The 25,294-nt window shown below is 66.8% G+C and carries 25 protein-coding genes; 14 read left to right on the top strand and 11 right to left on the bottom strand.

The annotated features are described in order from the left end of the window. Nucleotides 1–70 precede the first annotated feature (70 nt). Nucleotides 71–2,350 carry a molybdopterin guanine dinucleotide-containing S/N-oxide reductase gene (locus tag ACZY0X_RS23390; protein WP_463773810.1) on the top strand — a complete coding sequence of 760 codons (2,280 nt, stop codon included), beginning with the start codon at nt 71–73 and terminating at the stop codon, nt 2,348–2,350. Between the two features lie 22 nt (nt 2,351–2,372). On the opposite strand, the gene ACZY0X_RS23385 is transcribed toward ACZY0X_RS23390, so the two are convergent. Continuing rightward, nucleotides 2,373–3,086, bottom strand: a complete 714-nt coding sequence (locus ACZY0X_RS23385) for a FadR/GntR family transcriptional regulator (protein ID WP_463773809.1) — start codon at nt 3,084–3,086, stop codon at nt 2,373–2,375. 228 nt (nt 3,087–3,314) lie between these two features. On the opposite strand from ACZY0X_RS23385, the gene ACZY0X_RS23380 reads away from it, so the two are divergent. Genes ACZY0X_RS23380 through ACZY0X_RS23365 form a run of 4 tightly spaced genes read left to right on the top strand, consistent with a single transcriptional unit; the run spans nt 3,315 to nt 7,418 of the window. Then, nucleotides 3,315–4,235, top strand: coding sequence for an ABC transporter substrate-binding protein (locus ACZY0X_RS23380; RefSeq protein WP_463773807.1), 921 nt, complete (start codon nt 3,315–3,317; stop codon nt 4,233–4,235). Between the two features lie 56 nt (nt 4,236–4,291). Continuing rightward, nucleotides 4,292–5,869 (top strand): amino acid ABC transporter permease/ATP-binding protein, encoded by a 1,578-nt coding sequence (locus ACZY0X_RS23375; RefSeq protein ID WP_463773806.1) that lies wholly within the window; start codon nt 4,292–4,294, stop codon nt 5,867–5,869. Then, the gene (locus ACZY0X_RS23370; RefSeq protein WP_463773805.1) at nt 5,866–6,303 is read left to right on the top strand and encodes a RidA family protein; all 438 of its coding nucleotides are present in this window, start codon (nt 5,866–5,868) and stop codon (nt 6,301–6,303) included. The genes ACZY0X_RS23375 and ACZY0X_RS23370 overlap by 4 nt, the downstream gene beginning before the upstream one ends. Then, nucleotides 6,300–7,418: an acetamidase/formamidase family protein gene (locus ACZY0X_RS23365; RefSeq protein ID WP_463773803.1), complete on the top strand. Its 1,119-nt coding sequence runs from the start codon at nt 6,300–6,302 to the stop codon at nt 7,416–7,418. Before ACZY0X_RS23370 ends, ACZY0X_RS23365 begins: the two co-directional genes overlap by 4 nt. A gap of 32 nt (nt 7,419–7,450) precedes the next feature. On the opposite strand, the gene hflX is transcribed toward ACZY0X_RS23365, so the two are convergent. The 5 genes from hflX to ACZY0X_RS23340 are packed head-to-tail and all read right to left on the bottom strand — an operon-like array spanning nt 7,451 to nt 12,419. Continuing rightward, nucleotides 7,451–8,848 (bottom strand): GTPase HflX, encoded by a 1,398-nt coding sequence (gene hflX, locus ACZY0X_RS23360; RefSeq protein WP_463773801.1) that lies wholly within the window; start codon nt 8,846–8,848, stop codon nt 7,451–7,453. Between the two features lie 51 nt (nt 8,849–8,899). Beyond that, the gene (gene dapF, locus ACZY0X_RS23355; RefSeq protein ID WP_463773800.1) at nt 8,900–9,766 is read right to left on the bottom strand and encodes a diaminopimelate epimerase; all 867 of its coding nucleotides are present in this window, start codon (nt 9,764–9,766) and stop codon (nt 8,900–8,902) included. A gap of 50 nt (nt 9,767–9,816) precedes the next feature. Then, the gene (miaA, locus tag ACZY0X_RS23350) at nt 9,817–10,770 is read right to left on the bottom strand and encodes a tRNA (adenosine(37)-N6)-dimethylallyltransferase MiaA (protein WP_463773799.1); all 954 of its coding nucleotides are present in this window, start codon (nt 10,768–10,770) and stop codon (nt 9,817–9,819) included. Then, nucleotides 10,767–11,513, bottom strand: a complete 747-nt coding sequence (locus ACZY0X_RS23345) for a class III extradiol ring-cleavage dioxygenase family protein (RefSeq protein ID WP_463773797.1) — start codon at nt 11,511–11,513, stop codon at nt 10,767–10,769. Before ACZY0X_RS23345 ends, miaA begins: the two co-directional genes overlap by 4 nt. Before the next feature lie 9 nt (nt 11,514–11,522). Then, the gene (locus ACZY0X_RS23340) at nt 11,523–12,419 is read right to left on the bottom strand and encodes a DMT family transporter (RefSeq protein WP_463773795.1); all 897 of its coding nucleotides are present in this window, start codon (nt 12,417–12,419) and stop codon (nt 11,523–11,525) included. A gap of 207 nt (nt 12,420–12,626) precedes the next feature. Here ACZY0X_RS23340 and ACZY0X_RS23335 point away from each other — a divergent pair, with 207 nt between their 5' ends. Next, on the top strand, nt 12,627–13,946 hold the full coding sequence (locus ACZY0X_RS23335; RefSeq protein WP_463773793.1) for a DUF349 domain-containing protein: 1,320 nt from the start codon (nt 12,627–12,629) through the stop codon (nt 13,944–13,946). 14 nt (nt 13,947–13,960) lie between these two features. Here the strand turns inward: ACZY0X_RS23335 and ACZY0X_RS23330 are convergent, their stop codons facing one another. Together ACZY0X_RS23330 and miaB are read right to left on the bottom strand one after the other, a co-directional pair. Next, the gene (locus ACZY0X_RS23330; RefSeq protein WP_463773792.1) at nt 13,961–14,563 is read right to left on the bottom strand and encodes an Rv2732c family membrane protein; all 603 of its coding nucleotides are present in this window, start codon (nt 14,561–14,563) and stop codon (nt 13,961–13,963) included. Next, nucleotides 14,551–16,083 (bottom strand): tRNA (N6-isopentenyl adenosine(37)-C2)-methylthiotransferase MiaB, encoded by a 1,533-nt coding sequence (gene miaB / locus ACZY0X_RS23325; protein ID WP_463774104.1) that lies wholly within the window; start codon nt 16,081–16,083, stop codon nt 14,551–14,553. Before miaB ends, ACZY0X_RS23330 begins: the two co-directional genes overlap by 13 nt. Before the next feature lie 190 nt (nt 16,084–16,273). Between miaB and ACZY0X_RS23320 the strand changes: the two genes are divergently transcribed. From ACZY0X_RS23320 to ACZY0X_RS23305, 4 genes are read left to right on the top strand one after another with little or no spacing between them, the layout of a single operon-like run. Then, the gene (locus ACZY0X_RS23320; protein WP_463773791.1) at nt 16,274–17,002 is read left to right on the top strand and encodes an amino acid ABC transporter ATP-binding protein; all 729 of its coding nucleotides are present in this window, start codon (nt 16,274–16,276) and stop codon (nt 17,000–17,002) included. A gap of 39 nt (nt 17,003–17,041) precedes the next feature. Next, nucleotides 17,042–17,878 (top strand): glutamate ABC transporter substrate-binding protein, encoded by an 837-nt coding sequence (locus tag ACZY0X_RS23315; RefSeq protein WP_463773790.1) that lies wholly within the window; start codon nt 17,042–17,044, stop codon nt 17,876–17,878. A 40-nt stretch (nt 17,879–17,918) separates the two neighbouring features. Further along, nucleotides 17,919–18,599: an amino acid ABC transporter permease gene (locus ACZY0X_RS23310; protein ID WP_463773788.1), complete on the top strand. Its 681-nt coding sequence runs from the start codon at nt 17,919–17,921 to the stop codon at nt 18,597–18,599. Between the two features lie 31 nt (nt 18,600–18,630). After that, the gene (locus ACZY0X_RS23305) at nt 18,631–19,509 is read left to right on the top strand and encodes an amino acid ABC transporter permease (RefSeq protein ID WP_463773787.1); all 879 of its coding nucleotides are present in this window, start codon (nt 18,631–18,633) and stop codon (nt 19,507–19,509) included. A 51-nt stretch (nt 19,510–19,560) separates the two neighbouring features. Here the strand turns inward: ACZY0X_RS23305 and ACZY0X_RS23300 are convergent, their stop codons facing one another. After that, on the bottom strand, nt 19,561–20,043 hold the full coding sequence (locus ACZY0X_RS23300; protein WP_463774103.1) for a carboxymuconolactone decarboxylase family protein: 483 nt from the start codon (nt 20,041–20,043) through the stop codon (nt 19,561–19,563). A gap of 183 nt (nt 20,044–20,226) precedes the next feature. Between ACZY0X_RS23300 and ACZY0X_RS23295 the strand changes: the two genes are divergently transcribed. Next, entirely contained in the window at nt 20,227–21,126 is a 900-nt protein-coding gene (locus ACZY0X_RS23295) for an RNA polymerase sigma-70 factor (protein WP_463773786.1), read from the top strand. An 11-nt stretch (nt 21,127–21,137) separates the two neighbouring features. Here the strand turns inward: ACZY0X_RS23295 and recX are convergent, their stop codons facing one another. Continuing rightward, nucleotides 21,138–21,713: a recombination regulator RecX gene (recX, locus tag ACZY0X_RS23290; RefSeq protein ID WP_463773784.1), complete on the bottom strand. Its 576-nt coding sequence runs from the start codon at nt 21,711–21,713 to the stop codon at nt 21,138–21,140. After that, complete coding sequence (recA, locus tag ACZY0X_RS23285; protein WP_241399550.1) at nt 21,682–22,734, bottom strand: recombinase RecA; 1,053 nt, start codon at nt 22,732–22,734, stop codon at nt 21,682–21,684. Before recA ends, recX begins: the two co-directional genes overlap by 32 nt. A 235-nt stretch (nt 22,735–22,969) precedes the next feature. On the opposite strand from recA, the gene ACZY0X_RS23280 reads away from it, so the two are divergent. The 3 genes from ACZY0X_RS23280 to ACZY0X_RS23270 all read left to right on the top strand — a co-directional run bounded on the left by ACZY0X_RS23280 (nt 22,970) and on the right by ACZY0X_RS23270 (nt 25,276). Further along, complete coding sequence (locus tag ACZY0X_RS23280; RefSeq protein ID WP_463773782.1) at nt 22,970–23,299, top strand: hydrogenase maturation nickel metallochaperone HypA/HybF; 330 nt, start codon at nt 22,970–22,972, stop codon at nt 23,297–23,299. A 1-nt stretch (nt 23,300) separates the two neighbouring features. Then, nucleotides 23,301–24,092 (top strand): hydrogenase nickel incorporation protein HypB, encoded by a 792-nt coding sequence (gene hypB / locus ACZY0X_RS23275; protein WP_463773781.1) that lies wholly within the window; start codon nt 23,301–23,303, stop codon nt 24,090–24,092. 128 nt (nt 24,093–24,220) lie between these two features. Beyond that, nucleotides 24,221–25,276: an NADH-quinone oxidoreductase subunit B family protein gene (locus tag ACZY0X_RS23270; RefSeq protein WP_463773779.1), complete on the top strand. Its 1,056-nt coding sequence runs from the start codon at nt 24,221–24,223 to the stop codon at nt 25,274–25,276. Nucleotides 25,277–25,294: the final 18 nt, after the last annotated feature.

The following is a 25,294-nucleotide window of genomic DNA, read 5'->3' as shown; positions in this document are numbered from 1 at the left end:
CAACCCTATCCCACCCAACCGGATGGTTGATACCCGCGGTACCGTTGTCGTGGCCCCTAAGATCATCGGCATGGTCTCCGGTTCGAGTCTCACGCACTGGGGCGCGTTCACCGCCGACGTCACCGACGGCGAGATCACCTCGGTTCGGCCGATGACAGGCGATGCCGATCCCTCTCCCCTGTTGGGAAACCTGCCGGGGTCGCTGCGGCACCGCTCGCGGGTGACTGGGCCCGCCGTGCGACGCGGCTGGCTGGAGAACGGACCCGGGCCCACCGATCTACGCGGCACCGAGGAGTTCGTCGCCGTGTCGTGGGACGAGCTGACCGAGCTGCTGGCCGACGAACTGCGCCGCGTGGTCGGCGAACACGGCAACGAGGCCATCTATGGCGGCTCGTACGGCTGGGCCAGCGCAGGGCGGTTCCATCACGCACAGAGCCAGGTTCACCGCTTCCTGAATCTGCTGGGCGGCTACAGCTTCTCGCGGCACTCCTACAGCCTCGGTGCCACCGGGGTGATCATGCCGCGCGTTGTCGGCACCCATGACGACCTGTTCAAGCGGTCCACGGACTGGAACGTCATCGCCGAACACACCGATCTGATGGTGTGCTTCGGGGGCATCGCACTGAAGAACACCGGCATCAACCATGGCGGCACCACCGCCCACCCGACCCGGGATGCCCTGCGCCGCCTGCGTGATCGGGGCGGCCAGATCGTGTCGATCTCACCCCTGCGCGACGACGTCGAGGGTGACTGCGAATGGCTGGCGCCGAGACCCGGCACCGATGTGGCGATCATGCTCGCGCTCGCGCACGTACTGGCCACCGAGTCCCTGGCCGACCGTGGGTTTCTCGATCGCTACTGCACCGGATACGACCAGTTCGAGCGCTACCTGCTCGGCCTCGACGATGGGGTGCCCAAGTCGCCGCAGTGGGCAGCAGACATCAGCGGTCTGCGCGCCGAGGACCTGATCACGCTCGCCAGACGCATGGCGTCGAGCCGGACGATCGTCACCGTGAGCTGGTCTCTGCAACGCGTCCGGCACGGCGAGCAGGCACCATGGATGGGCCTGGTCCTCGCGGCGATGCTCGGCCAGATCGGGCTTGCCGGAGGTGGTTTCGGGCACGGCTACGGATCCATGAACGAGCCGGGACTACCGCCGCTTCGGTGCCGGCTGCCCACCCTGCCGCAAGGTATGAACCCGGTGCGGACGTTCATCCCGGTGGCCGCGGTCAGCGATATGCTGCTGCATCCGGGCGAGACATTCGACTTCAACGGCCGTCGTTTGACCTACCCCGACATCCGACTGGTGTACTGGGCCGGCGGCAACCCGTTTCACCACCACCAGAACATCGCGCGACTGCGCCGTGCGCTGGCGCGGCCCGAAACCGTGGTCGTGCACGACCCCTACTGGACGGCGATGGCCAAGCACGCCGACATCGTGGTGCCCTCAACCACCGCGTTCGAACGCGACGACTACTCGGGTTCGCGGAACGACCCGCTCCTGGTGGCCATGCCAGCCCTCGCAGCACCCCACGCCGACTCGCGCGACGACTACACGACGTTCGCCGCGCTCGCGGAGCGGCTTGGTTTCGGTGAGCAGTTCACCGAGGGCCGCAACGCCCAACAGTGGCTGGTGCACCTCTACGACAAGTGGTCGGCGGAACTGGATTTCACAGTGCCCAGTTTCGATGACTTCTGGGCTGCGGGCTCACTACGCCTGCCCACCGAGGACGGTCTGACCCTGCTCGCCGACTTCCGCGCCGACCCCGTCGACCACCGATTGGGGACACCGAGCGGCCGCATCGAGATCTTCTCGTCCGATATCGACGGATTCGGCTACGACGACTGCGCCGGTCACCCGACCTGGTATGAGCCATCGGAATGGCTCGGCGGCGAACGGGCCACGAGCTATCCCCTGCACCTGCTGGCCAATCAGCCCGCGACCCGGTTGCACGGGCAGCTCGACGGCGGCGCCACCAGTCAGCACTCCAAAGTGCAGGGCCGCGAACCGATCCGGATGAACCCCGCCGATGCGGCTGCGCGCAACCTGTCCGATGGTGACGTGGTCCGCGTCTTCAATGACCGGGGCGCGTGCCTGGCCGGCGTCGTGGTGGACGAGGCCCTGCGGCCTCATGTGGTGCAGCTGTCCACCGGCGCCTGGTACGACCCTCAGGACCCCACCGACCCGGGTGCGATGTGTGTTCATGGCAACCCCAACGTGCTGACGGCCGACATCGGGACGTCATCGTTGGCCAAGGGATGCACCGGCGCGCACGTGCTGGTCGAGATCGAGCCGTTCACCGATCCACTCCCCCCGGTGCGCGCCCACATCCCGCCCGAGATCGTCTAGCGGACACCGCCGCGGTCTGCGCTCACAGACGTGTTGCCTTCGCGATGAGTTCACGCACGTCGCGCAGGTGGTCGTCCATGGCCTGACGCGCAGCGAGTCCGTCGTGCGCCTGCACGGCATCGAAGATCGCCTGGTGCCCGCGAACCGATACGCGTCGCGCCCTCTTCGTGGCGTGTGAGTACTGGCGAACTTCGCCGGTCCACTCGCTCGCCATCGCGTGTATGGCGGTGAGCAGAGGGTTCTGCGCGGCCTGCGCGAGAAGCAGGTGAAACTCCACATCGAGGCGCAGGGACTCGGCCGGCAGCAGATTCTCGTGCGACCTGTCGAGGACGTCGCGAAGCTGTAGAAGGTTGGCCGGGGTGGCACGGTGTGCGGCGAGGCCCGCGACCGACGGCTCGATAATCGAACGTAGCTCGGCGGCGTGCTCCTGCTCGGTTCCGCCGACCGACATGGCGAGCAGTTCGTCCACGCCCGCGGTCGGCGCCAGCACGATCGTGCCGCGCCCCTGGGTGCGCGAGATGAGGTGCTTCGACTCGAGTTCGTGCATGGCCTCGCGCAGCGACGATCTCGACACCGACATCGAGGTGGCGAGTTCGCGTTCCGACGGCAGCCGGGTTCCCGGCACGATCTCCCCAGTCGCGATGAGACGCTCGAAATGGGCTGCGAGCGCGACGGATACGTTCTGCGATCGCCTGTCCAGCGGCGGGATCATTCCCACGGCTTCTGGTGCGTTCATTCTCGGGCTCCTTCTCCAGCGGAGAGGTTCATCATAGGCATGATGGTCGGACCATAGATAGCGGGCCGAGCTGCACGTTTCCATCAGAATAAGTCCCTGTTACGAGTCGCATCTCAGGTGGAGAGCGCCGCGATCGCCGGATAGCGTTGCGCCCTAATTGGTCCGACCAACCGACCTTTCAAAAGCACGCCCAACTCCGCTCGTCTCGCCCCACAGAAGGAGATTCTGATGAATTGCTCACGCCGGCTGGCCTCCCTTGCCGTCGCTGTCCCCGCCACCATCGCACTCCTCGCAGGTTGCTCATCGTCCGCCGGCACGTCAGCCGCAGAAGATGCCGGCGACTACGCCGATCTCGCCTCATCCAAGGCCTGTACCGACCTGCGCACCCAGTACCCAGAGTTCGACGGGAAGACGCTCACCAACGCGATCAACCCGTACACCCCGGGCTACGAGACCATCAATCCCGATAATCCAACGGAGTACCAGGGTTTCGACATCGACCTCAGCAACGCACTCGGTGCCTGCCTCGGTTTCAGCAACGACTACATCCCCGTCGGATTCGCTGAGCTCATTCCGACCGTCGCGAGCGGCCAGGCCGACTGGATCGTCTCCAACCTCTACGCGACGGAGGAGCGCGCGGCCGGTGGTGTCGACTTCATCAGCTACTCAAAGGTTTTCGACGGAATCCTCGTTGCCAAGGACAACCCCAAGGGAATCACCGGAATAGACACCACGCTGTGCGGCCTGACAGTCGCGCTCAACAAGGGGTATGTCGAGGTACCACTCGTCGAGGCCGTGGGTCCCGCCTGCGAGGCCGCCGGCCTCGCAGCACCGATCGTCAGCCTGTTCGACTCGAGCGCCGACTGCGTGCAAGCCATCCTCGCGGGTCGTGCGGACGCGTACATGAATGACGTCAACACCGTCATCGGCTTCATCGCCGCCCATCCCGAGGATCTCAGCTCCGCCGAAACGGTCATGCTCGACTACACCATCGGCATCGGCGTACCGCAGGGCAAGCACGAGTTCCGTGACGCCATCCAGGCCGCGCTGACGCAGGTGCAGACGACAGGACTGCAAGACGAACTCGCCGCCAAGTGGAAGCTGCACGAGAACGCGGTAGCCGAGCCGACCATCCTCAGCGTCGGCTAACCCCCACTGCGACACAGACATCGCGAACGCCCCGGACGAAAGAGCACCCAGAGACAATGGAAGATTTCCTTCACTACCTAACGCTGCCCTGGCTGCTGGAGGGCATGCTCTTCACCCTTCAGCTCACGGTCTTCGGGTTTGGCGGCGGCCTCGTTCTCGGCCTCCTCCTCGCCGCGCTGCAGCTGACGAGATTTCGGGCGCTCACGGCGATTGCCCGCACCTACGTCGTCATCTACCGCGGAACCCCGCTGATCCTGCAGCTCGTCTTCGTCTTCAGCGTGCTCCCGCACATCGGCGTCACGCTTCCACCGTTGGCCGCCGGCGCCGTCGCACTGGCGATGAACGAGGCCGTCTTCATCTCCGAGATCCTGCGCTCGGGAGTCAAGGGTGTGGACCCCGGGCAGTCTCTCGCCGGTCAGGCGCTCGGCCTGCAGCCCCGCACGCTCATGCGCCGCGTCATCGCCCCACAGGCGTTCCGATCCATGGTTCCCGCCCTCGGCAACGAGTTCATCTCCACCATGAAGAACTCTGCGCTGGCGTCGATCATCGCCGTACCGGAACTCACGCTCCGCACACAGCAACTCGCCTCAGCCACCTTCGACTACTTCGCGATCTACTTCGCGACGGCGGTGATGTACCTCGCCCTCACCGCCGTACTCAGTGTGATCCAGTTGCTTCTCGAGGACGCTCTCAACCTCGACCGCACCAACGGCCGATCACTGCTCTCCCGACTGATCTTCAGTCGCCGGGCGAGTGCGCTGGCCGAGTCAGGCACCGCGGACGTCGCCACCGCCGATGCCGACGAGGTCTCGCCACAGGGCCCGGTCGCATACGCCTCTGGTGCCGCGCGACAGGAGATCGGCGAGACAATCCTCGAAATCTCGGACGTGCACAAGTCATACAACGCCAACCACGTACTCAAGGGCATCACAATGTCGGTACGGCAAGGCGAGGTCATCGCGCTTCTCGGGCCCAGCGGGTCAGGCAAGAGCACCCTGCTGCGCACGATCAATCATCTCGAGTCTGTCGACTCCGGCACGATTCGCATCGGCGGCGAGGCGCTCGGCTACAGCCAGCTGGGCGTGCCGCTTCCCGAGGGCCAGATCGCTCGCGCTCGGGTCGCGGCCCGGGTTGGCATGGTCTTTCAGCAGTTCAACCTGTTCAACCACCTGACGGCGAAGGAGAACATCGCGGCCCCGCTGCGATGGATCCAGCACCTCGGCAAGGAAGAAGCCGCCGAACGCGCCGACGCGTTGCTCTCGCAGGTCGGCCTGACGGCCAAGACCAATGTCCTGCCACGCCACCTCTCCGGCGGGCAGCAACAGCGCGTCGGCATTGCCCGCGCCCTCGCCGCCCAGCCCCGGGTTCTGCTCCTCGATGAACCGACAAGTGCGCTCGACCCCGAGCTCGTCGCCGAGGTGCTCGAGGTGATTCGTGGGCTCGCCCACGAACACGGCCTGACGATGATCATCGCGACCCACCAGTTGCGCTTCGCGCTCGACGTCGCCGACCGCGTCGTCTTCATGGCCGGCGGAGTGGTCGTCGAAGAGGGAACCTCCGACCAGGTGATCAACCAACCGCGGAACGCCGTCACCGCACGCTTCGTCAACTCGATGGGACCAGCAGAGGTATGACCACCAAACAGACCTTCAACTTCAGTGCTGCTGAAGGGATTCCGCCTCAGGTAGGCCCGTTCGCCCATGCGACCCGCTGGGGCGACACCCTGTACCTGACCGGCCAGATGCCCACCGACCCTGCAACCGGAGAACTCGTCGACGGCCACGTCGCCGAGCAGACGAACCAGGTCTTGAAGAACCTTTCGGCCGTGCTCGCACAATTCGACGCGAGCCTCGACGACGCCCTCATGGTGCGGGCCTACCTCACCGACTTCAACGACTTCGATGCGTTCAACACCGAGTACGTGAAGTGGTTCACCGGCCCTCTGCCCAGCCGCACCTGCGTCGGCACCACCGGCCTAGCGGTCCGGGCGGTCGTCGAAATCGATCTCATCGCCGGGCTCACCAGCCCGCGATTCACCACGGCAACAGCACAGACGGAGGCACCATGACATTCCCCACCCTCCATCCGGGTGAAGGCGCCATTTGTGGCCGCCACTATCTGCCATCTCGCGCCGATGAGGTGCTCTGGGGATGGCTGCCCAACGCGCAGAACGAGCCGGCGCTCACCGTGACATCCGGCGACAGCGTGACGATCGATACCGTCAGCCACGAGGGAATCCTCGAAGACCAGGGGCGTGACCCTGTTCCCTACCTTGCGCAGTTCGGCGTCGAGACTGTGCTGCGGGATGTCGTCGACATCGCGGCGGCGAGCACTCTCGCGCACCCCGACGATGCCGGTCCACACATCGTGACCGGGCCGATCCGCGTCGCTGACGCGCGCCCGGGTGACGTGCTCAAGGTCGAGATCCTCAACCTCGCAATGCGCGTTCCCTACGGCCTCATCAGCAACCGGCACGGATTCGGAGCGCTTGCGGGTGAGTTTCCGGAGTTCCCGGACTCCGAACCCGTGCGCGCGGTCGACCAGATCGTATCGATGGGAACCATCAGCCACTTCAGTTGGGTCGAGAGGCGCAACGGCGAACTCGTCGGATTGATGTCCGCCGGCAGCGGCCGCACCGTCCAGTTTCCCATCAACCCGTTCCTCGGGATCATGGGAGTCGCCTGCGCGACAGAGGATCTGGTGCCATCGGTGCCCCCTGGGGACCACGGCGGCAACATCGACATCAAGCACGCCGCGACGGGTTCGACCCTCTACCTGCCCGTGCAGGTAGACGGCGCCAACTTCTATGCGGGTGACCCCCACTTCGCGCAGGGAAACGGCGAGGTCGCACTGACGGCGCTAGAGGCGTCGCTTCGTGCGACGTTGCGACTGACCGTATTGAAATCTGATGACGCCCGGGCCGCGATCGGAGCGCTCACCAATCCGGTGGTCGAGACCGCGACGCACTGGATTCCTACCGGTATGAACGCCGACCTCGACGAGGCGATGCGCCTCGCGGTCCGCAACGCCATCACCTTTCTTGACACGCGACTCGGTGTGCCACGGGACGTCGCGCTCGCCTATCTCTCGGCGGCCGGCGACTTCGAGGTGAGCCAGGTCGTTGATGCGATCAAGGGCGTGCACTGCATGATCCGCAAGGCCGACTGGGCCGCCTGGGTCTGAACTGCCGTATCCGTCACCCCAAGTGGCGCCGGCTAGTACGTCGCGAACTCGCGCAGTCCGGCGGCCAACGACTTCGGCACCCGCGCCTTGATCCGCGTGCCGTCATCAGTGTGCTCGGTGGCGTCGATGCGTCCGTCGGCGTGGACCCGCGCGACGAGGTCACCCCGGTCATACGGAATCGTGACGTCGACAGACTCGTCGGTGGGCGTGACCATTTCGGCCATCCGCGTGCGCAGCCGGTCCAGCCCGTCGCCGGTGTGCGCCGAGACGAACACCGCGTCGGGCAGCGCTCGCCGCAACTGGGCCAACGTGAGATCGCTTGCAGCGTCGGTCTTGTTGACCACCAACAGTTCTGCTGCCGGCGCCTCGTCATACTCCGTGGCCACATCGCTGATGACTGCGCGAACCGCGCTGATCTGCGCCAGTGGGTTGGCATCGGAACCGTCGACGACGTGGACCAGCAGATCGGCGTGGACGACCTCCTCCAGCGTCGAGCGGAATGCCTCCACCAGCTGGGTGGGCAGGTGCCGGACGAAGCCGACGGTGTCGGTCAGCACGAACGGTCGACCGTCGTCGAACTGCCCACGACGCGTGGTGGGTTCGAGCGTTGCGAACAGTGCGTTCTCGACCAGAACACCTGCACCGGTGAGCGCATTGAGCAGGCTCGACTTGCCCGCGTTGGTGTAGCCGACGATCGCAATCGCTGCGACGTCGCTCTGCACCCGACGGCCGCGCTGGGTGTCGCGGATCTTCTTCATGTCCTTGATCTCGCGGCGCAGCTTCGACATCCGCTCACGAATCCGGCGACGATCGGTCTCGATCTTGGTCTCACCGGGTCCACGCGTGCCCACTCCGCCGCCGCTGCCGCCCGCGCCGCCGCCCTGACGGGACATCGACTCGCCCCAGCCGCGAAGCCTGGGCAGCATGTACTCCATTTGGGCAAAGGCGACCTGCGCCTTGCCCTCTCGGCTGGTTGCGTGCTGGGCGAAGATGTCCAGGATCAGGGCCGTGCGGTCGATGACCTTGACCTTGACGGCCTTCTCGAGCGCGTTGAGCTGGGCAGGGCTCAGCTCGCCGTCGCAGATGACGGTGTCCGCGCCGGTGGCCTCGACGATCTCGCGCAGTTCGGCCGCCTTACCCGAGCCGATGTACGTCGACGGATCGGGTTTGTCGCGCCGCTGGACCAGGCCCTCAAGGACCTCGGAGCCCGCGGTTTCGGCCAGTGCGGCGAGTTCGGCCATGCTGGCATCGGCATCGGCGGCGCTTCCGTCGGTCCACACGCCGACCAGGACGACCCTTTCGAGCCGCAACTGGCGGTACTCGACTTCGGAGACATCATCGAGTTCTGTGGACAGACCTGCCACGCGGCGCAGTGCGACGCGGTCTTCGAGGTCGAGTTCGCCCGTGCTCGGGATTCTTGGATGAGTCATGTAATTACTGATGGTGCCCTTTCGGGGTTGCCTCGTGCATCCGATTTTCTGCTACTGCTCCCGCCACCACTGCTCGGAGACCTCGCCGTGAGCCACCAGCACCGAGGGTCCGCGCAGGAAGCTGGAGGCGTCGGTGATGCTGACCTCGACCTCACCGCCGGGGATGCGCACCCGCAGGGTTCCGGTTTCGGTGTTGCCGTGACGCAGCGCTGCGACGACCGCGGCCACGGTTCCGGTGCCGCATGACCGGGTTTCGCCGACACCCCGCTCGTGGACGCGCATCGACACCGCGCCGTCGGCCGGGGCGGTGAGCACCTCCACGTTGACGCCGTCGGGGAACAGCGCGGCATCGAACTCGACGGGGGCCGCCACGTCCAGCGCGCGCAGATCCTCCTCGGTGAGAGTGGGCTCAACGCAGGCCAGGTGGGGGTTGCCGACGTCGACGGCCAGCCCGGTGAAACGCCGGCCACCAACGACGGCGGATCCGGCGCCCACCTGGTTGGCCTTGCCCATCTCGACGGTGATGTCGGCGCTCAGCGCGTCGTGGGAGTGCAGGACGACGGGTCGCGGCCCGGCCAGCGAGCCGACCACGAACTCATCCCTCTCCTCCAGGCCGCTGGCCCGCAGGTAGTGCGCGAAGACCCGCACCCCGTTGCCGCACATCTGCGCCACGGAGCCGTCGGCGTTGCGGTAGTCCATGAACCAGTCGCCGGCGGCGACGCCCTCGGGCAGGCGATCGAAAACGCCCGCGTTCAGTGCGGCACCCGCCGTCGTCACCCGCAACACCCCGTCGGCGCCCAGGCCGCGCCGACGGTCGCACAGTGCGGCCACCGACGGCGGCGTCAGACCCAGGCGGGCATCGAGGTCGGGAAGCACCACGAAGTCGTTCTGTGTGCCGTGTCCCTTGGCGAACTTCACCTGATCAGGATACGTTCCGGATTCCCGGGTCGCTTCGCTCCTGCCCGCCGCTACGAATCCCCCGGTCGCTCCGCTCCTGCCCGCCGTCCGCGCCACGCACGGAGCGTCGCCGCAACGTTGCCGTCCGCCGCGCCGTCCAGCCAGTGGATGCGGTGATCGCGGCGGAACCACGACCGCTGACGGCGCACGTAGCGTCGCGTGCCGATGAAGGTGCGTTCGGCGGCGTGGGCCAGCGCCTCTTCCGTCCCGCCCGCATCGAGGGCCTCCAGCACCTGTGCGTATCCGAGGGCTCGGGATGCGGTGACCCCGTCGCGCAGCCCGCGGTCGCACAGTTCGGCCACCTCGGCGACGAGCCCACCGGCGAACATCAGATCGGTGCGCGTCTGGAGACGTTCGTCGAGGCGCTCGGTCTCCCAGTCCAACCCGATGATGAGGGTGTCCCAGCGCGGATGTCCGATGGTGGGCGCGCTCGCGGCGAACGGCTGCCCCGTCAGCTCGACGACCTCCAACGCGCGCACGATGCGGCGGCCGTCGGTGGGCAGGATCGAGGATGCGGCATCGGCGTCGACGCGGGCGAGTTCGGCGTGCAGCGCGGCGACGCCCACCTCGGCGAGCCGGCCCTCCCACCGCCCCCGCACATCGGGATCGGTGGCCGGGAACGTCCACTCGTCGAGCAGCGACTGCACGTAGAGCATCGATCCGCCGACGATGATCGGCACCGCACCCCGGCCGGCGATGGCCTCGACGTCGGCCGCCGCGGCCTGTTGGTATCGGGCGACCGTTGCGGTCTGCGTCACGTCGAGAACGTCGAGCTGGTGATGCGGGATGCCTTGGCGCTCGGGCACGCTCAGCTTCGCGGTACCGATGTCCATCCCTCGGTAGAGCTGCATGGCATCGGCGTTGACGATCTCCACACCCGCGCCGCTCAACTGCTCCGCAACGGCCAGCGCCAGCGCGGACTTGCCGGTGCCGGTGGGTCCGACGATCGCAATGGGCCGTGTCACTCGACCGATTCCCCGGTCGCTTCGCTCCTGCCCGCCGGAACCCAGACACCCGCGAAGTACCCCACACCGTAGGGCGCACCGCGGTAGTACTCGCGCGCCGACCACGACGTGGGTTCGGCGAGTCCGGCGAGGACCTCGAAGGCAACCGCCCCGACGATGCCGCCGCCCAGACTGGCCAGCGCGGCCACGTCGGCGGTGGCCAGTGCGTCGTCGAGGGCCTCCTGCACGGGTACCGACGCGGGGTCGTGCCCGCCCGGCGCGGACGGGATGAGGGTGTTGGCGCCGTCGGCAACCACCAGAACGCCGATCGGGTCGGAGGTGGCGTCGATCTCCGCGCGCAGCGCCCGGCCGATGGACAGCGCAGCGGACGCGTCATGGCTGGCGGCGTACGCCCGCACCTGCGTGCTCCCCTTTGGGTTGCACTGCCCGCGCACCCAGCCGGTGATGAGCGCGCACAGGGGCAGCGGGCGCACCTCCCCTTCAGGGCCAAGCGCCCCAGGGCCGAGCGCCTCAGGGCCGAGCGTGACGGGGACATCGACGCCGTAACCCGCGAATGTGCCAGCCGACCCGGATTCGATCACCTCGTCGGCCGCGGCGACCCCGATCGCCACCCAGCGGTCCGGCAACTCCCCCGCCGCACGAAGCACCGCGGCGCGCAGCTCGTCGCACTCGGGTGCGGCGCCTGACGCGAGTTGGGGCACCATGACGGGCGCGGACGGTACGACAGCAATCGCGCTCAGCACGAGACCACGCTATCCAGCATCGCGGCCACCCGATTCGCTGGCACCCGCGCTCTCGGCCGTGGCAGCCTCACCGCGGGCCAGGGCGGCGGTCGCGACCACCATCACCGTGAAGGCGACGACGAGGGTGACCCAGCCTGCATCGCCGGGTCGCAACGTCTCGCCCAGGATCACCACGCCCAGCACCGAGCCCACGACGGGTTCGGTGACGGTCATGGTCGGCAGTGACGCCGTGAGCGCCGCCGCCCGGAACGACGACTGCTGCCACGCGGTGCCTGCGACCGCGACGGCCGCCCACGCGTAGAGCTCGGGAGTGCGCAGCAGTTCGGTGACCCCGTCGTCGAGGCGGTCCACCACACCCTTGGTCAATACCGCGAACACGCCCCACAACGCACCGGAGACCAGCGCGAGCAGCACCGCACCGGTCGGCCCGGGGAGGATTCGCGCCCCGATGACGCACAGCACCAGCGCCGGGCCGAGCACCGCGATGACCAGTGACCACGTCTCGAACGACGCCCGCGACACACCCTCGGTCGGGTTGCCGACCGTCACGATGACGACGACCGCCGACGCGAGCAGTGCCGCCCACATCCACTGGAACCGCGACACAGGTTGACCGGTGATTCTGGCGTTGATCGGCAACGCGAACAGCAGAGACGTGACCAGGATGGCCTGCACCAGGAGCACCGAGCCCAGACCGAGCGCGGCGGCCTGCAGCCCGAAACCCACTGCGGACACCCCGCTGCCCAGCCACCACTGACGGTCTCGCAACAGGCGGGTGAACAGGCCGAGGTGACTGACCGGTTCGTCGGTGACCTCGTGCGCGGACCGCTGGTGGATGACGTCGCCGATGGCGATGAACAGTGCCGCGCCCAGAGCCAGGAGGGCGGCGATATCGGTCTTATCCACGGCGCTCGGCAACCTCCAACCGTTCACCTCCGGCAGCTCTGGGACGGCGTCGCATGTGCTCGCCGGGACCCGAGCTTAGGCAACGACTCGCGCAAAGACGTGGGCACGCCGGACGCCACCCTGTTTAATAGCGTGCGAAGAGCCAAATGGCGCCGCGTTGCGCGGCAGGAGCGTGGGCCCCACGCAGAGTGCATGAGGATGACGGACATGACGACCAGCGAGTCAGGCAGCACACCTAAGCCCACACCCCGACCCGGACCACCGCGTCCGGCTCCCCGGCCCGGGGGTTCTGCTCCGACAGTGGTCACCGCCCCCGCTGCCGACCCGCACCAGTTCGGACGCGTCGACCCCGACGGCACCGTCTGGTTGATCACGTCGGCAGGCGAACGGCAGATCGGTTCCTGGCAGGCCGGCGACAACGAGGCTGCGTTCGCGCACTTCGGGCGCCGGTACGACGATTTGCACACCGAGGTCGCGCTGATGGAGCGACGGCTCGCGTCGGGCACCGGTGATGCCCGAAAGATCAAGTCCGCGGCCACCACGCTGGCCGAGGGGCTGCCGACCGCGGCGGTCCTCGGCGACGTCGACGCGCTGGCAGCGCGTCTGACGGCAATCATCGGGCAGGCCGATAGCAGTGCCGCCGACGAGCGTCAGCGCCGCGACGAGCACCGGGCCACCCAGACCACCCGCAAGGAGACGCTGGCCGTCGAGGCCGAGGAGATCGCCAACGACTCGACGCAGTGGAAGGCGGCGGGCGACCGGCTGCGCGAGATCCTCGACGAGTGGCGCACGATCACCGGACTGGACCGCAAGACCGACGACGCGCTGTGGAAGCGCTACTCGGCGGCGCGGGAGACGTTCAACCGTCGCCGCGGATCGCACTTCGCCGAACTCGACCGGGAACGCGTCGGGGTCAAGCAGGCGAAGGAGGCGCTGTGTGAGCGCGCCGAGGCGCTGTCGGATTCCACCGACTGGGGCCCGACGAGTTCGACGTTCCGTGACCTGCTCACCCAGTGGAAGGCCGCGGGACGGGCGTCCAAGGACCTCGACGACGCACTGTGGCGCCGGTTCAAGGCCGCCCAGGACAAGTTCTTCTCGGCCCGCAACGCCATCAACGCCGAGCGCGACGCCGAGTTCGAGGCCAACGCCACCGCCAAGGAGGCCCTGCTGGTCGAGGCAGAGGCCATCGACATCTCCGACCCGGACGCGGCGCGTGCCGCTCTGCGCACGGTCGGCGACAAGTGGGACGCCCTCGGCAAGGCACCGCGCGAGCGCAGCGCCGAACTCGAACGACGCATGCGTGCCGTCGAGAAGCGAGTTCGTGACGCGGCGTCGTCAGGGTGGTCGGATCCGGAGGCTCAGGCCCGGGCCGACCAGTTCCGGATTCGCGCAGAGCAGTTCGAGCACCAGGCCGAGAAGGCCGAGGCCGCGGGACGCACCAAGGACGCCGAGCAGGCGCGCGCGAGCGCAACGCAGTGGCGGGAGTGGGCCGAGGCCGCGGTGGAGGCGCTGGGTAAGAAGCGCTAGGTAGGCAAGAAGCGCTAGGCGTCGGGACGGTTGGGACCTGCGGCCGGGTGGTCGCCCGGCCCATCCAACAGACCCTTGCGCTGGTTCTCCGCCATCTGCTGACGGCGCGCCTCCTCGGCGGCCAGCTGCAGGGCGGTACGCGACCAGACCACGCGAATCCAGTGGAACGTCAACAGGATCACGGCGATCCAGGCCACGACGAGCCCCAGCCCGGGTCCGGGATGAGGCTCCGCGACGGTCTGGCGCGACCACACCGCGAGCATGCCGATCGGGCACGCCACCGCTGAGCCGGCCAGCGCGATCCAGGCCAGCGCCCATCTGCGGGTCAGGAGCGCCAGGATCGAGAAGCCGACGCTGAACACCAGGATCAGCCAGAGGAACACGCGCGACGGCAACGCCACGGCTGCCTCCCCGGCGGCGTCGGTGCCCAACAGGGCGTCGAGCCCCTTAGCCGCGCCGGTGTGCGGCAGCACGAACGACAGCAGAATCACGAACACCAGGCCCGCCACGACCAGAGCCCTTGCCCCCGGGTCGATCTCACGTGCGACGCGACGTTCCGCGTCCTCGATATCGCCCTTGAACTCGTCGAACTCCCCGTTGCCGCTCACTTGGAGCATCCCGATACCGCGGGTTGCGGGCGCGGCATGCCGATACCTGGCATGCCGAGTCCGACATTGGTGGTCACCTTGCGACCCTCCTCGTGTGCGTCTCCGGCCCTGGTGCGCCGATGGTCGATTACATCTGCGTCGGCAATCAGGTGGTGGGGCGCGGCGCCGGTCACCGTCGTGACGATCACATCGCCCGGGCGGACGTCGCGGCCACCGGGCGCGAAGTGCACCAGACGGCCGTCTCGCGCCCGACCCGACATCCTTGCCGTGCTCGAGTCCTTGCGCCCCTCACCGGTGGCGACCAGGAGTTCGACGACAGTCCCGACCTGTGCGGCATTCTGCTCCAGGGAGATTCGCTCCTGCAGCTCGATCAGACGTTCATACCGCTCCTGCACGACCGCCTTGGGGAGTTGGTCGGGCAACTCGGCGGCCGGCGTGCCGGGACGCTTCGAGTACTGGAACGTGAATGCCGTTGCGAAGCGCGCGCGGGCCACCACGTCGAGCGTCGCGGCGAAGTCCTCCTCGGTCTCGCCGGGGAAGCCCACGATGATGTCGGTGGTGATGGCGGCGTGCGGTATGGCCGCACGAACCCTGTCGATGATGCCCAGGTAGCGCTCGGCACGGTAGGACCGGCGCATGGCACGCAGAATGCGGTCCGATCCGGATTGCAACGGCATGTGCAGGGTCGGGCAGACATTGGGGGTGACGGCCATGGCCTCGATCACGTCATCGGTGAACTCCGCGGGGTGCGGAGAGGTGAAGCGAACCCGCTCCAGCCCCTCGATGCGCCCACACTCACGCAGCAACTTGGCGAATGCACCCCGGTCGCGCTCGACATCCGGATCGGCGAATGAAATGCCGTAGGCATTGACGTTCTGACCCAACAGCGTGACCTCGAGGACGCCCTGGTCGGCCAGCGCCTGCACCTCGGCGAGGACGTCGGCGGGATGGCGGTCGACCTCCTTGCCGCGCAGCGCGGGAACGATGCAGAACGTGCAGGTGTTGTTGCAGCCGACCGAAATGGAAACCCATGCGGCGTACGCGGATTCGCGGGTGGCGGGCAGAGCGGACGGAAACTCCACCAGCGCGTCGGCGATCTCGACCTGCGCGACCCGGTTGTGCCGGGCACGTTCGAGCAGGGCGGGCAGCGACCCGATGTTGTGGGTGCCGAAGACCACGTCCACCCACGGCGCCTTGGACAGCACCGCCTCGCGGTCCTTCTGCGCCAGGCAGCCGCCGACGGCGATCTGCATGTCGGGATCGGACGCCCTGCGGGGAGCCAGGTGGCTGAGGTTTCCGTACAGCTTGTTGTCGGCGTTCTCCCGCACCGCGCAGGTGTTGAACACCACGATGTCGGCGTCGGAACCGTCGGCCGCACGCTCGTAGCCGGCGGCGTCCAGCAGGCCGGCGAGCCGTTCGGAGTCGTGCACGTTCATCTGGCAGCCGTAGGTACGGACCTGATAGGTGCGGGCCACAGTGCGCTCGGATGCTGGGTCGACGACTCCCGCTGGGCGCCCTTCGACGCCCATCGGGGCGCCGTCGGTCACCGTCGAAGTCACGGCCCAATGGTACGGCGGCTGGTCCGGAGGCCCAATTCGGTCAAACTCGCCGGAATTCCGAGAGCCCGGCGAGCAGGGCGTTCCCTGGGTAAGGTCTGTCCGCATGGAGAGCGACGGGTCGGCGTCCGCAGTGAGGGAACCGGCTTCGATCAGCCACCCGATGATCTCAATGCAGGGGGTCAACAAGCACTTCGGCGACCTGCACGTGCTCAAGGATATTGACTTCGAGGTCGATCGGGGCCAGGTCGTGGTGGTGCTCGGGCCGTCCGGTTCGGGCAAGTCGACGTTGTGCCGGACTATCAATCGGCTGGAACCAATCGACTCCGGCACCATTTCGATCGACGGTCAACAGCTGCCGTCGGAGGGTCGCAAACTCGCCGACCTACGCAGTGACGTCGGCATGGTGTTCCAGTCGTTCAATCTGTTCGCGCACAAGACGATTCTCGAGAACGTCACGCTCGCCCCGATGAAGGTCCGCAAGGCCTCCAAGGAGCAGGCGCGGGCCAAGGCGATGGAGCTGTTGGAGCGCGTCGGTATCGCCAATCAGAAGGACAAGTACCCGGCGCAGCTCTCGGGCGGCCAGCAGCAGCGCGTGGCCATCGCCCGGTCCCTCGCGATGAATCCCAAGGTCATGCTGTTCGACGAGCCCACCAGCGCGCTCGATCCTGAGATGATCAATGAGGTCCTCTCGGTGATGACGTCACTTGCCGAGGAGGGCATGACGATGCTCGTGGTCACCCATGAGATGGGCTTCGCGCGGCGAGCGTCACACCGTGTCGTCTTCATGGCCGACGGCGCAATAGTCGAGGACGCCAAGCCAGAGGAGTTCTTCTCCAACCCCAAATCCGATCGTGCCAAGGACTTCCTCGGCAAGATCCTCAACCACTGACGCCCAGCACCCCATTTTGCCCGCCGAAAGGAACTGACTGTGCCACTCAAGCCCTCAACCCGAACCCTGCGATTCCGGGTCGCCGCCGCCGTCGCGATCGCCATCGCCCTACCCCTGTCGCTCACCGCGTGTGGCGGTGGAGGCGGATCCGATGAGGGCAAGATCGTCATCGGCACCAAGTTCGACCAGCCCGGCCTGGGCCTGAAGAACCCCGACGGCACCGTGACCGGGTTCGACGTCGATGTCGCCACCTACGTGGCCAAGGAACTGGGCTACACGCCGGAGCAGATCGAGTGGAAGGAATCGCCCTCGAGCCAGCGTGAGACGTTGATCCAGAACGATCAGGTCAAGTTCATCGCCGCCACCTACTCCATCACCGACGCGCGCAAGGAGAAGGTGTCCTTCGCCGGGCCGTACCTGGTCACCGGCCAGAGTCTGCTGGTGCGTGCGGACAACACCGACATCACCGGCAAGGACTCGCTGCAGAACAACAAGAAGCTGTGCTCGGTGTCCGGATCGACTCCGGCACAGCGGATCAAGGACGAGTACCCCAGTGTGCAGCTGCAGCAGTACGACACCTACTCGGCGTGCGTCGAGGCCCTGAAGAACGGTGCGGTCGACGCGGTGACCACCGATGAGGTCATCCTCGCCGGTTACGCAGCCCAGAGCCCGGGCACGTTCAAGATCGTCGGCGAGCCGTTCTCCGAGGAGAACTACGGCATCGGCCTGAAGAAGGGCGACACCGAACTGCAGACCAAGATCAACGACGCCATCACGAAGATGGAGGCCGACGGCGCGTGGAAGGCCGCGTTCGAGAAGAACCTCGGGCCCGCCGGAATCGCGGTGCCCACTCCCCCGACTGTCGACAAGAACTGACGGTCATCGACGAGAGCTGACGGGAGCCAGCGGAGTCCACGTGGAGGTCTTCTCCGAGTATCGCGGCCAGATTTTCGAGGCGTTCTGGACCACGATTCAGTTGACGGTGTATTCGGCCGTGGGTGCGTTGATCCTCGGTACCGTGCTGGCCGCCATGCGGCTGTCACCGGTGCCGGTGCTCAAGTGGCTCGGCACCGCCTACGTCAACGTGGTGCGGAACACTCCGCTGACCCTCATCATCCTGTTCTGCTCGTTCGGCCTGTCCCAGACGCTCGGCCTGACACTGGTGGACGCGCAGTCGATGACCTCGATCGAGGACAGCAACTTCCGGCTCGCGGTGCTGGGCCTGACGGTCTACACGGCGGCGTTCGTGTGCGAGACGGTGCGGTCCGGGGTGAACACGGTGCCGCTGGGTCAAGCCGAGGCGGCCAGGTCGCTGGGCCTGACGTTCGGCCAGAACCTGCGAATGATCCTGCTGCCGCAGGCCTTTCGCGCGGTGCTCATCCCAATGGGATCGGTCCTCATCGCGTTGACGAAGAACACCACCATCGCCTCGGCGATTGGCGTGGCCGAGGCCGCGCTGCTCATGAAGGAGATGATTGAGAACACCGCTGCGCTGCTGGCGATCGGCACCATATTCGCGCTGGGCTTTGTGGTGCTGACGCTGCCGCTCGGCTTGCTCTTCGGTTGGCTGGGCAAGCGACTCGCGGTGGTGCGGTGATGAGCGCTCGCGCGAAGAACGGAGCACCCCGTTGAGCGGATCAGTCCTCTTCGACGCGCCCGGCCCCCGCGCCAGGGTGCGCAACCGGCTCATCACCGTGGTCACGGTCGTGCTCGCGGCACTGGTGGCCTGGGTGGTCTACGGGCGGCTGGAGAGCAAGGGCCAACTCACCAGCGCCAAGTGGGAGCCGTTCCTCACGGCGAACCTGTGGACCACCTACGTGCTTCCGGGTGTGCAGGGCACGCTGACAGCCGCTGCCGTGTCGATCGTGCTGGCGCTGATCCTGGGGCTTCTGCTCGGTGTCGGCCGGATGTCCACGCACAGACCACTGAGTTGGGCGTGCGCGGTTTTCGTGGAGTTCTTCCGCGCGGTGCCAGTGCTGATCATGATGATCTTCGCGTACTTCCTGTTCGCGCTGTACGACGTCTTCCCATCCAAGTACCTCGCACTGGCCGGCGTCATCACCGGTCTGACGCTGTACAACGCCGCGGTGATCGCCGAGATCGTCCGCGCCGGTATCAACGCCCTGCCGCGCGGCCAGTCCGAGGCCGCATCGGCCCTTGGCCTGCGCTGGGGCCAGACCATGCGGTCGATCATGCTGCCGCAGGCGATCACGTCGATGCTGCCGGTGCTGGTATCGCAGATGGTCGTGGTCCTCAAGGACACCGCCATCGGCTACCAGATCACGTTCGTCGAGATGGTTCGACAGGGCACGGTCGTGGGGGCCGCGTACGGCAATTACGTACCCGCCCTGATCGTCATCGCACTGTTGATGATCAGCCTCAACTTCGCGCTGTCGGCACTGGCGACACGGCTGGAACGCCGAATGCGCCGGTCCCGGCGTGGACCGGCCCCACTCGAGATCGAGGCCGTCGAACAGGAGGGCGCGCCCGGCGCCAAGGCGGTTTAGCCGTGCAGTTCGGATCGAAACCCCCTGGGCCGGGCACGGTTTTCCTGGCGATCAGCGCGACGCAGCCAGCATTCCGGCCTCGTACGAGCCACCCTTCTGGTGCACGATCACGGCGAGCCGGTTCGCAGCGTTGATCATCGCCACCAGGACGACCAGGGCAGCGATCTGGTCATCGTCGTAGTGCTTGCTCACCTGGGTCCACGTATCGTCGGACACGCCAGTGCTGGCGTCGGCCAGCCGGGTGCCCTCCTCGGCTAGCGCCAGCGCGGCCGCCTCAGCCTCGGTGAACACAGTGGACTCGCGCCAGGCTGCGACCAGGTTGAGCCGGGTCGCGGACTCACCGGCGGCCGCGGCCTCCTTGGTGTGCATGTCGATGCACCAGCCGCATCCGTTGATCTGGCTGGCGCGCAGACTCACCAACTCCTGGGTGGCCTTGGGCAGCGGCGACTGTTCGATCACCTGCCCGACGTTGGCGAATCGCTTGACGAACTTGATGCCGAGCTCGTTGGTGAACAGGTTGATGCGGGGTTCCATGGTGTCGTCCTCACTCGTCGTGTTTGCAGTGACGGACATGAGACGCCGATGGACAGATGCCCGTGACACCCGTGCAATGTGATGCACGCCACATCACTCGGCAGCGGCCCCGATGTCACAACATGGCGGTCGCCGGTGTCATGTGGTCGGCACTATTGAGAAGTGGACAGTGAGGAGTCGCCCATGCCGGACACGCCGCGGCCCGCAGACCCAGCCACCGAGGTGTTCCTCGCCCACCGAAACCTGCTCTTCACCGCCGCCTACGAACTGCTCGGCTCGGCGTCAGACGCCGAGGACGTCCTGCAGGAGACCTGGCTGCGGTGGGTCGACGTCGACCTGGACGGGGTGCGCAATCAGCGCGCCTATCTTGTCCAGATCGCCACCCGCCAGGCGCTGGGCAGGTTGCGGACGCTGCGTCGACGCAGGGAGTCCTACGTCGGGTCCTGGCTGCCCGAGCCGCTGCTGACCACACCCGACGTGGCCGAGGACGTCGAGCTGGCCGACAGCGTCTCGATGGCGATGCTGCTCGTGCTCGAGACCCTGACCCCGACCGAGCGGGCGGTGTTCCTGCTGCGCGACGTGTTCGCGCTGGAGTACGACGAGATCGCCGACGCCGTCGACAAGACCCCGGCTGCGGTCCGTCAGATCGCCCACCGGGCACGCTCACACGTCGCGTCCCGCCGACCGCGCGGCATCGTCTCGGCGGCCGAGTCCCGAGATGCACTCGGGGCGTTCCAACGAGCCATCGAGACAGGCGATCTACAGGGCCTGGTCGACATCCTCGCGCCCGATGTTGTGCTGCTCAGCGACGGCGGCGGTGTGAAGCAGGCCGTGCTGCGTCCCATCGTGGGGTCCGACAAGGTGGCGCGCCTGCTGACTGCCGGCATCCCCAGGATCGCCGGCCAGATGTCACTCGAGCCGGTGCAGATCAATGGCGGTCCGGCACTGCTCATCCGGCTCGACGGAGAGATCGATGACATCGTGGCCGTGCGGATCGACGACGGTCTCATCACCGGCCTCTACATCGTGCGCAACCCGCACAAGCTGACCTACCTGCACAGCGAGACCGCTCTGCGCCGTTGAGCCTGACACCGCTAGACGCGCCGACGCTCCCGCTCGGCGGCCAATGCCACCTTGACCACGTCGAAGGCCATCGACTGACCGTAGCCACGACGGGCCAGCATCCCAACCAGCCGCCGCATCACCTTCGCGTCGTCGGCCTCGTCGGTGAGCCGTTCCCGGCGCAGCTTGTCGGTGACCAGTTCCTCGGCCCGCTGACGCTCGGCACCCGCATCGATATCGGCCAGCGCCGCGGCGATGATCTCGTCATCGACGCCCTTGGTGCGCAATTCGGCAGCCAAGGCGCGCTTGCCCTTTCCCGCGTTCATCCGCCGAGAACGGACCCACTGCTCGGCGAAGTCCTCGTCATCGATGAGTCCGACAACGACCAACCGGCCCAACACTCGCTCGCTCACATCGTCGGGGTAACCCCGCTTGGTGAGCTGTTCAGCCAACTCGGCCCTGGTGCGTGCCCGCGCGGTGAGCAGGCGCAGGCAGACCGCCCGCGCCTGCTCCTCGCGTGAGGCCGCCGAAACGGGGGCGGCCCCTTGGTCGTTGGACTCAGAAGTCCTGTTCGACTCAGAAGTCGACTGGGGCGGGAAGGACTTCATCAGCACTGACATCGTCGGTGACCACGGCTCCGATGCCGAGCTTCTCCTTGATCTTCTTCTCGATCTCGACGGCGGTGTCGGGGTTCTGGAGCAGGAAGTTCCGGGCGTTCTCCTTGCCCTGTCCCAGCTGCTCACCCTCGTAGGTGAACCAGGAGCCGGACTTGCGGACGAAGCCGTGCTCGACACCCATGTCGATGAGCGAGCCCTCCTTGGAGATGCCCTTGCCGTAGAGGATGTCGAACTCGGCCTGCTTGAACGGCGGCGCCATCTTGTTCTTGACGATCTTGCAACGGGTGCGGTTGCCCACCGCGTCGGTGCCGTCCTTGAGCGTCTCGATACGACGCACGTCCAGGCGAATGGAAGCGTAGAACTTCAATGCCTTTCCACCCGTTGTCGTTTCGGGCGATCCGAACATGACGCCGATCTTCTCGCGGAGCTGGTTGATGAAGATCGCGGTGGTATTCGAGTTGCTCAGGGCACCGGTGATCTTGCGCAGCGCCTGGCTCATCAGCCGCGCCTGCAGACCGACGTGGCTGTCGCCCATCTCGCCCTCGATCTCCGCCCGTGGAACCAACGCGGCCACCGAGTCGATGACCAGGATGTCCAGCGCGCCCGAACGGATCAGCATGTCGGCGATCTCAAGCGCCTGCTCACCGGTATCGGGCTGTGAGACCAGCAGCGCGTCGGTGTCCACGCCGAGCTTCTTGGCGTAGTCGGGATCCAGTGCGTGCTCGGCGTCGATGAACGCTGCGATGCCGCCAGCGGCCTGCGCGTTGGCGACCGCGTGCAGCGCGACGGTGGTCTTGCCCGAGGACTCCGGCCCGTAGATCTCGACGACCCGGCCACGCGGCAGCCCTCCGATACCCAGCGCCACGTCGAGGGCGATCGACCCGGTCGGGATAACCGAGATCGGCTGGCGAACCTCTTCACCAAGCCGCATCACCGAACCCTTGCCGTGACTCTTCTCAATCTGTGCGAGAGCCAGCTCGAGAGCCTTCTCGCGGTCGGGGGCTTGCGCCATGGTGGTGTCTCCGTCCTTGTGTGTGTTCGGTTGATCGGTGTCGATCAGTTGGCCGTGACGCTAGATCAGGCCACCGACACGTCCCGCGGTCGAACGATCCCCACAGTAGACGAACACCTGTTCGATTCAAGTGGACACGCCGGTGACGGTCCCCTGTCGATATCGCGGCTCCGAACCCCTGCGGCGCGAGTCGACCTATCGTGGGGACATCAGGCCCTCGAAGCTTGGGGCGAACATGCACGAGATGGCGCTAACGCAGAGTCTTGTCGAAGCGGTGTGCGAGCACGCCGCCGGTCGCCGCGTGCACAGCGTGAAGTTGGAGGTCGGGGCGCTGTGCGCCGTCGTACCGGATGCCATGACGTTCTGCTTCGAACTCGCCGTCGAGGGCACCGTCGCCGACGGTGCCCGCCTCGACCTCGACATCCGCCCCGGGACCGCCCACTGCCGCGGCTGTGGCGGCGACCTCGAACTGACCGACCTGATTCTGTTGTGCCCCTGCGGCAGCGCCGATCTCGAGGTGCTGACCGGACGGGATCTGCGAATTCTCTCAATGGAAGTGAGCTGACATGTGCGCAACCTGCGGCTGCGGTGAGGACGCGGCGACCGTCACGCTCGCCGGCGAGACCCACCCCCACACTCACCCCCATTCCCACTACCACGAACACCCACACGAACACCCGCACTCGCACGAGGCGGAGCGACAGACCATCACCCTCGAGGAGAGGGTTCTGGCAAAGAACGATCACCTCGCGGAGCACAACCGTCAGCGGCTCGCCGAACGTGACATCCTGGCCCTCAACCTGACGAGTTCACCGGGTGCCGGTAAGACCACACTGCTGGAACGCACCATCGCCGAGTGGGACAACCGACGACCCGTCGCCGTCATCGAGGGTGACCAGCAGACGCTGCTCGACGCCGAGCGGATCCGGGCCACCGGATGCCGGGCCGTCCAGGTCAACACCGGCGCGGGATGTCACCTGGACGCCGACATGGTCGGACGCGCACTCGACGCACTCGATCCCGAACCCGGCACGCTGCTGTTCATCGAGAACGTCGGAAACCTGGTATGCCCAGCACTTTTCGACCTCGGCGAGCGCGCCATGGTGGTGGTCATCTCAGTCACCGAGGGTGCGGACAAGCCGCTGAAGTATCCGCACATGTTCGCGGCGGCCTCGCTGGTCGTGATCAACAAGGTCGACCTGCTGCCCTACGTCGACTTCGACCTCGACATCTGCACGGCCAACGCAAGGTCGGTCAACCCGAACGTGCAAACCATTGCGCTGTCCGCCACGACGGGTGAGGGCATCGAGTCCTGGCTGCAGTGGATCGCACACTCAGCCGCAACGCCCGTCCGATGATTGATCCGGCAAGGACCCGTTGACAAGGCAAACAGCGGCGAGTAAACCCGAAAGCAGCGACGCGCAAGTGGGCCGAAGGGCGACTCCTGCGCCGTAGGGACCCCAGCCCGGTCCCGGAAAGCTGCAGCATGCCTACAGAAGCTGCCAGAAAAGCGGAAGACACACTGATCCACGTTCTGTGGATCAACGCCGGCCTGAGTTGTGACGGCGACTCCGTGGCATTGACGGGCGCCACCCAACCAAGCATCGAGGAGATCGCGCTCGGCGCACTACCCGGCTTGCCTCAAGTCGCAGTGCACTGGCCGCTCATCGACTTCGAGTGCGGACCGACGGGCGGTGCAGACGACTTCCTGGAATGGTTCTTCAAAGCCGACCGCGGCGAGTTGGAGCCGTTCGTGCTCGTCGTCGAGGGGTCCATCCCCAACGAGAAGCTGCACAGGGAGGGGTACTGGTGCGGGTTCGGCAACGACCCGTCGACCGACCAACCCATCACCACCAGTGAGTGGCTGGACCGGCTCGCGCCCAAGGCGACGGCGATCGTCGCCGTCGGCACGTGCGCGACGTACGGCGGCATCCACGCGATGGCGGGCAACCCGACCGGCGCGATGGGCGTGCCGGACTACCTCGGCTGGGATTGGAAGAGCAAGGCCAGCATCCCGATCGTGTGCGTGCCCGGCTGCCCCATCCAGGGCGACAACCTGTCCGAGACGTTGACCTACCTGCTCTATATGGCCACCGGTCAGGCGCCGATGATCCCGCTCGATGAGGCGCTGCGACCGCAGTGGCTGTTCGGTAACACCGTGCACGAGGGGTGCGACCGGGCCGGATACTACGAACAAGGCGATTTCGCGACCGAGTACGGATCGCCGAAGTGCATTGTGAAACTTGGCTGTTGGGGTCCTGTCGTCAAGTGCAACGTACCGAAGCGGGGATGGATCAACGGCGTCGGCGGCTGTCCGAACGTCGGCGGTATCTGCATCGGGTGCACCATGCCCGGCTTCCCGGACAAGTTCATGCCCTTCATGGACGAGCCACCTGGCGGCCTGGTTTCGTCGACCGCATCGGGCATGTACGGCTCGGTGATCCGTCCACTGCGCAGGATCACCGGGCGCACTCTCGACAAAGAGCCGAAGTGGCGCCATCCGGGCAAGGAACTGACCACAGGAGCGAAGCGCACCTGGTAGGTGCGCGGCGCACAGAAA

It is taken from the genome of Mycobacterium sp. IDUB_39 (assembly GCF_055419205.1).
The sequence above is the reverse complement of the archived record's forward strand: the minus strand, read 5'-3'. Positions and strand labels throughout refer to the sequence as shown.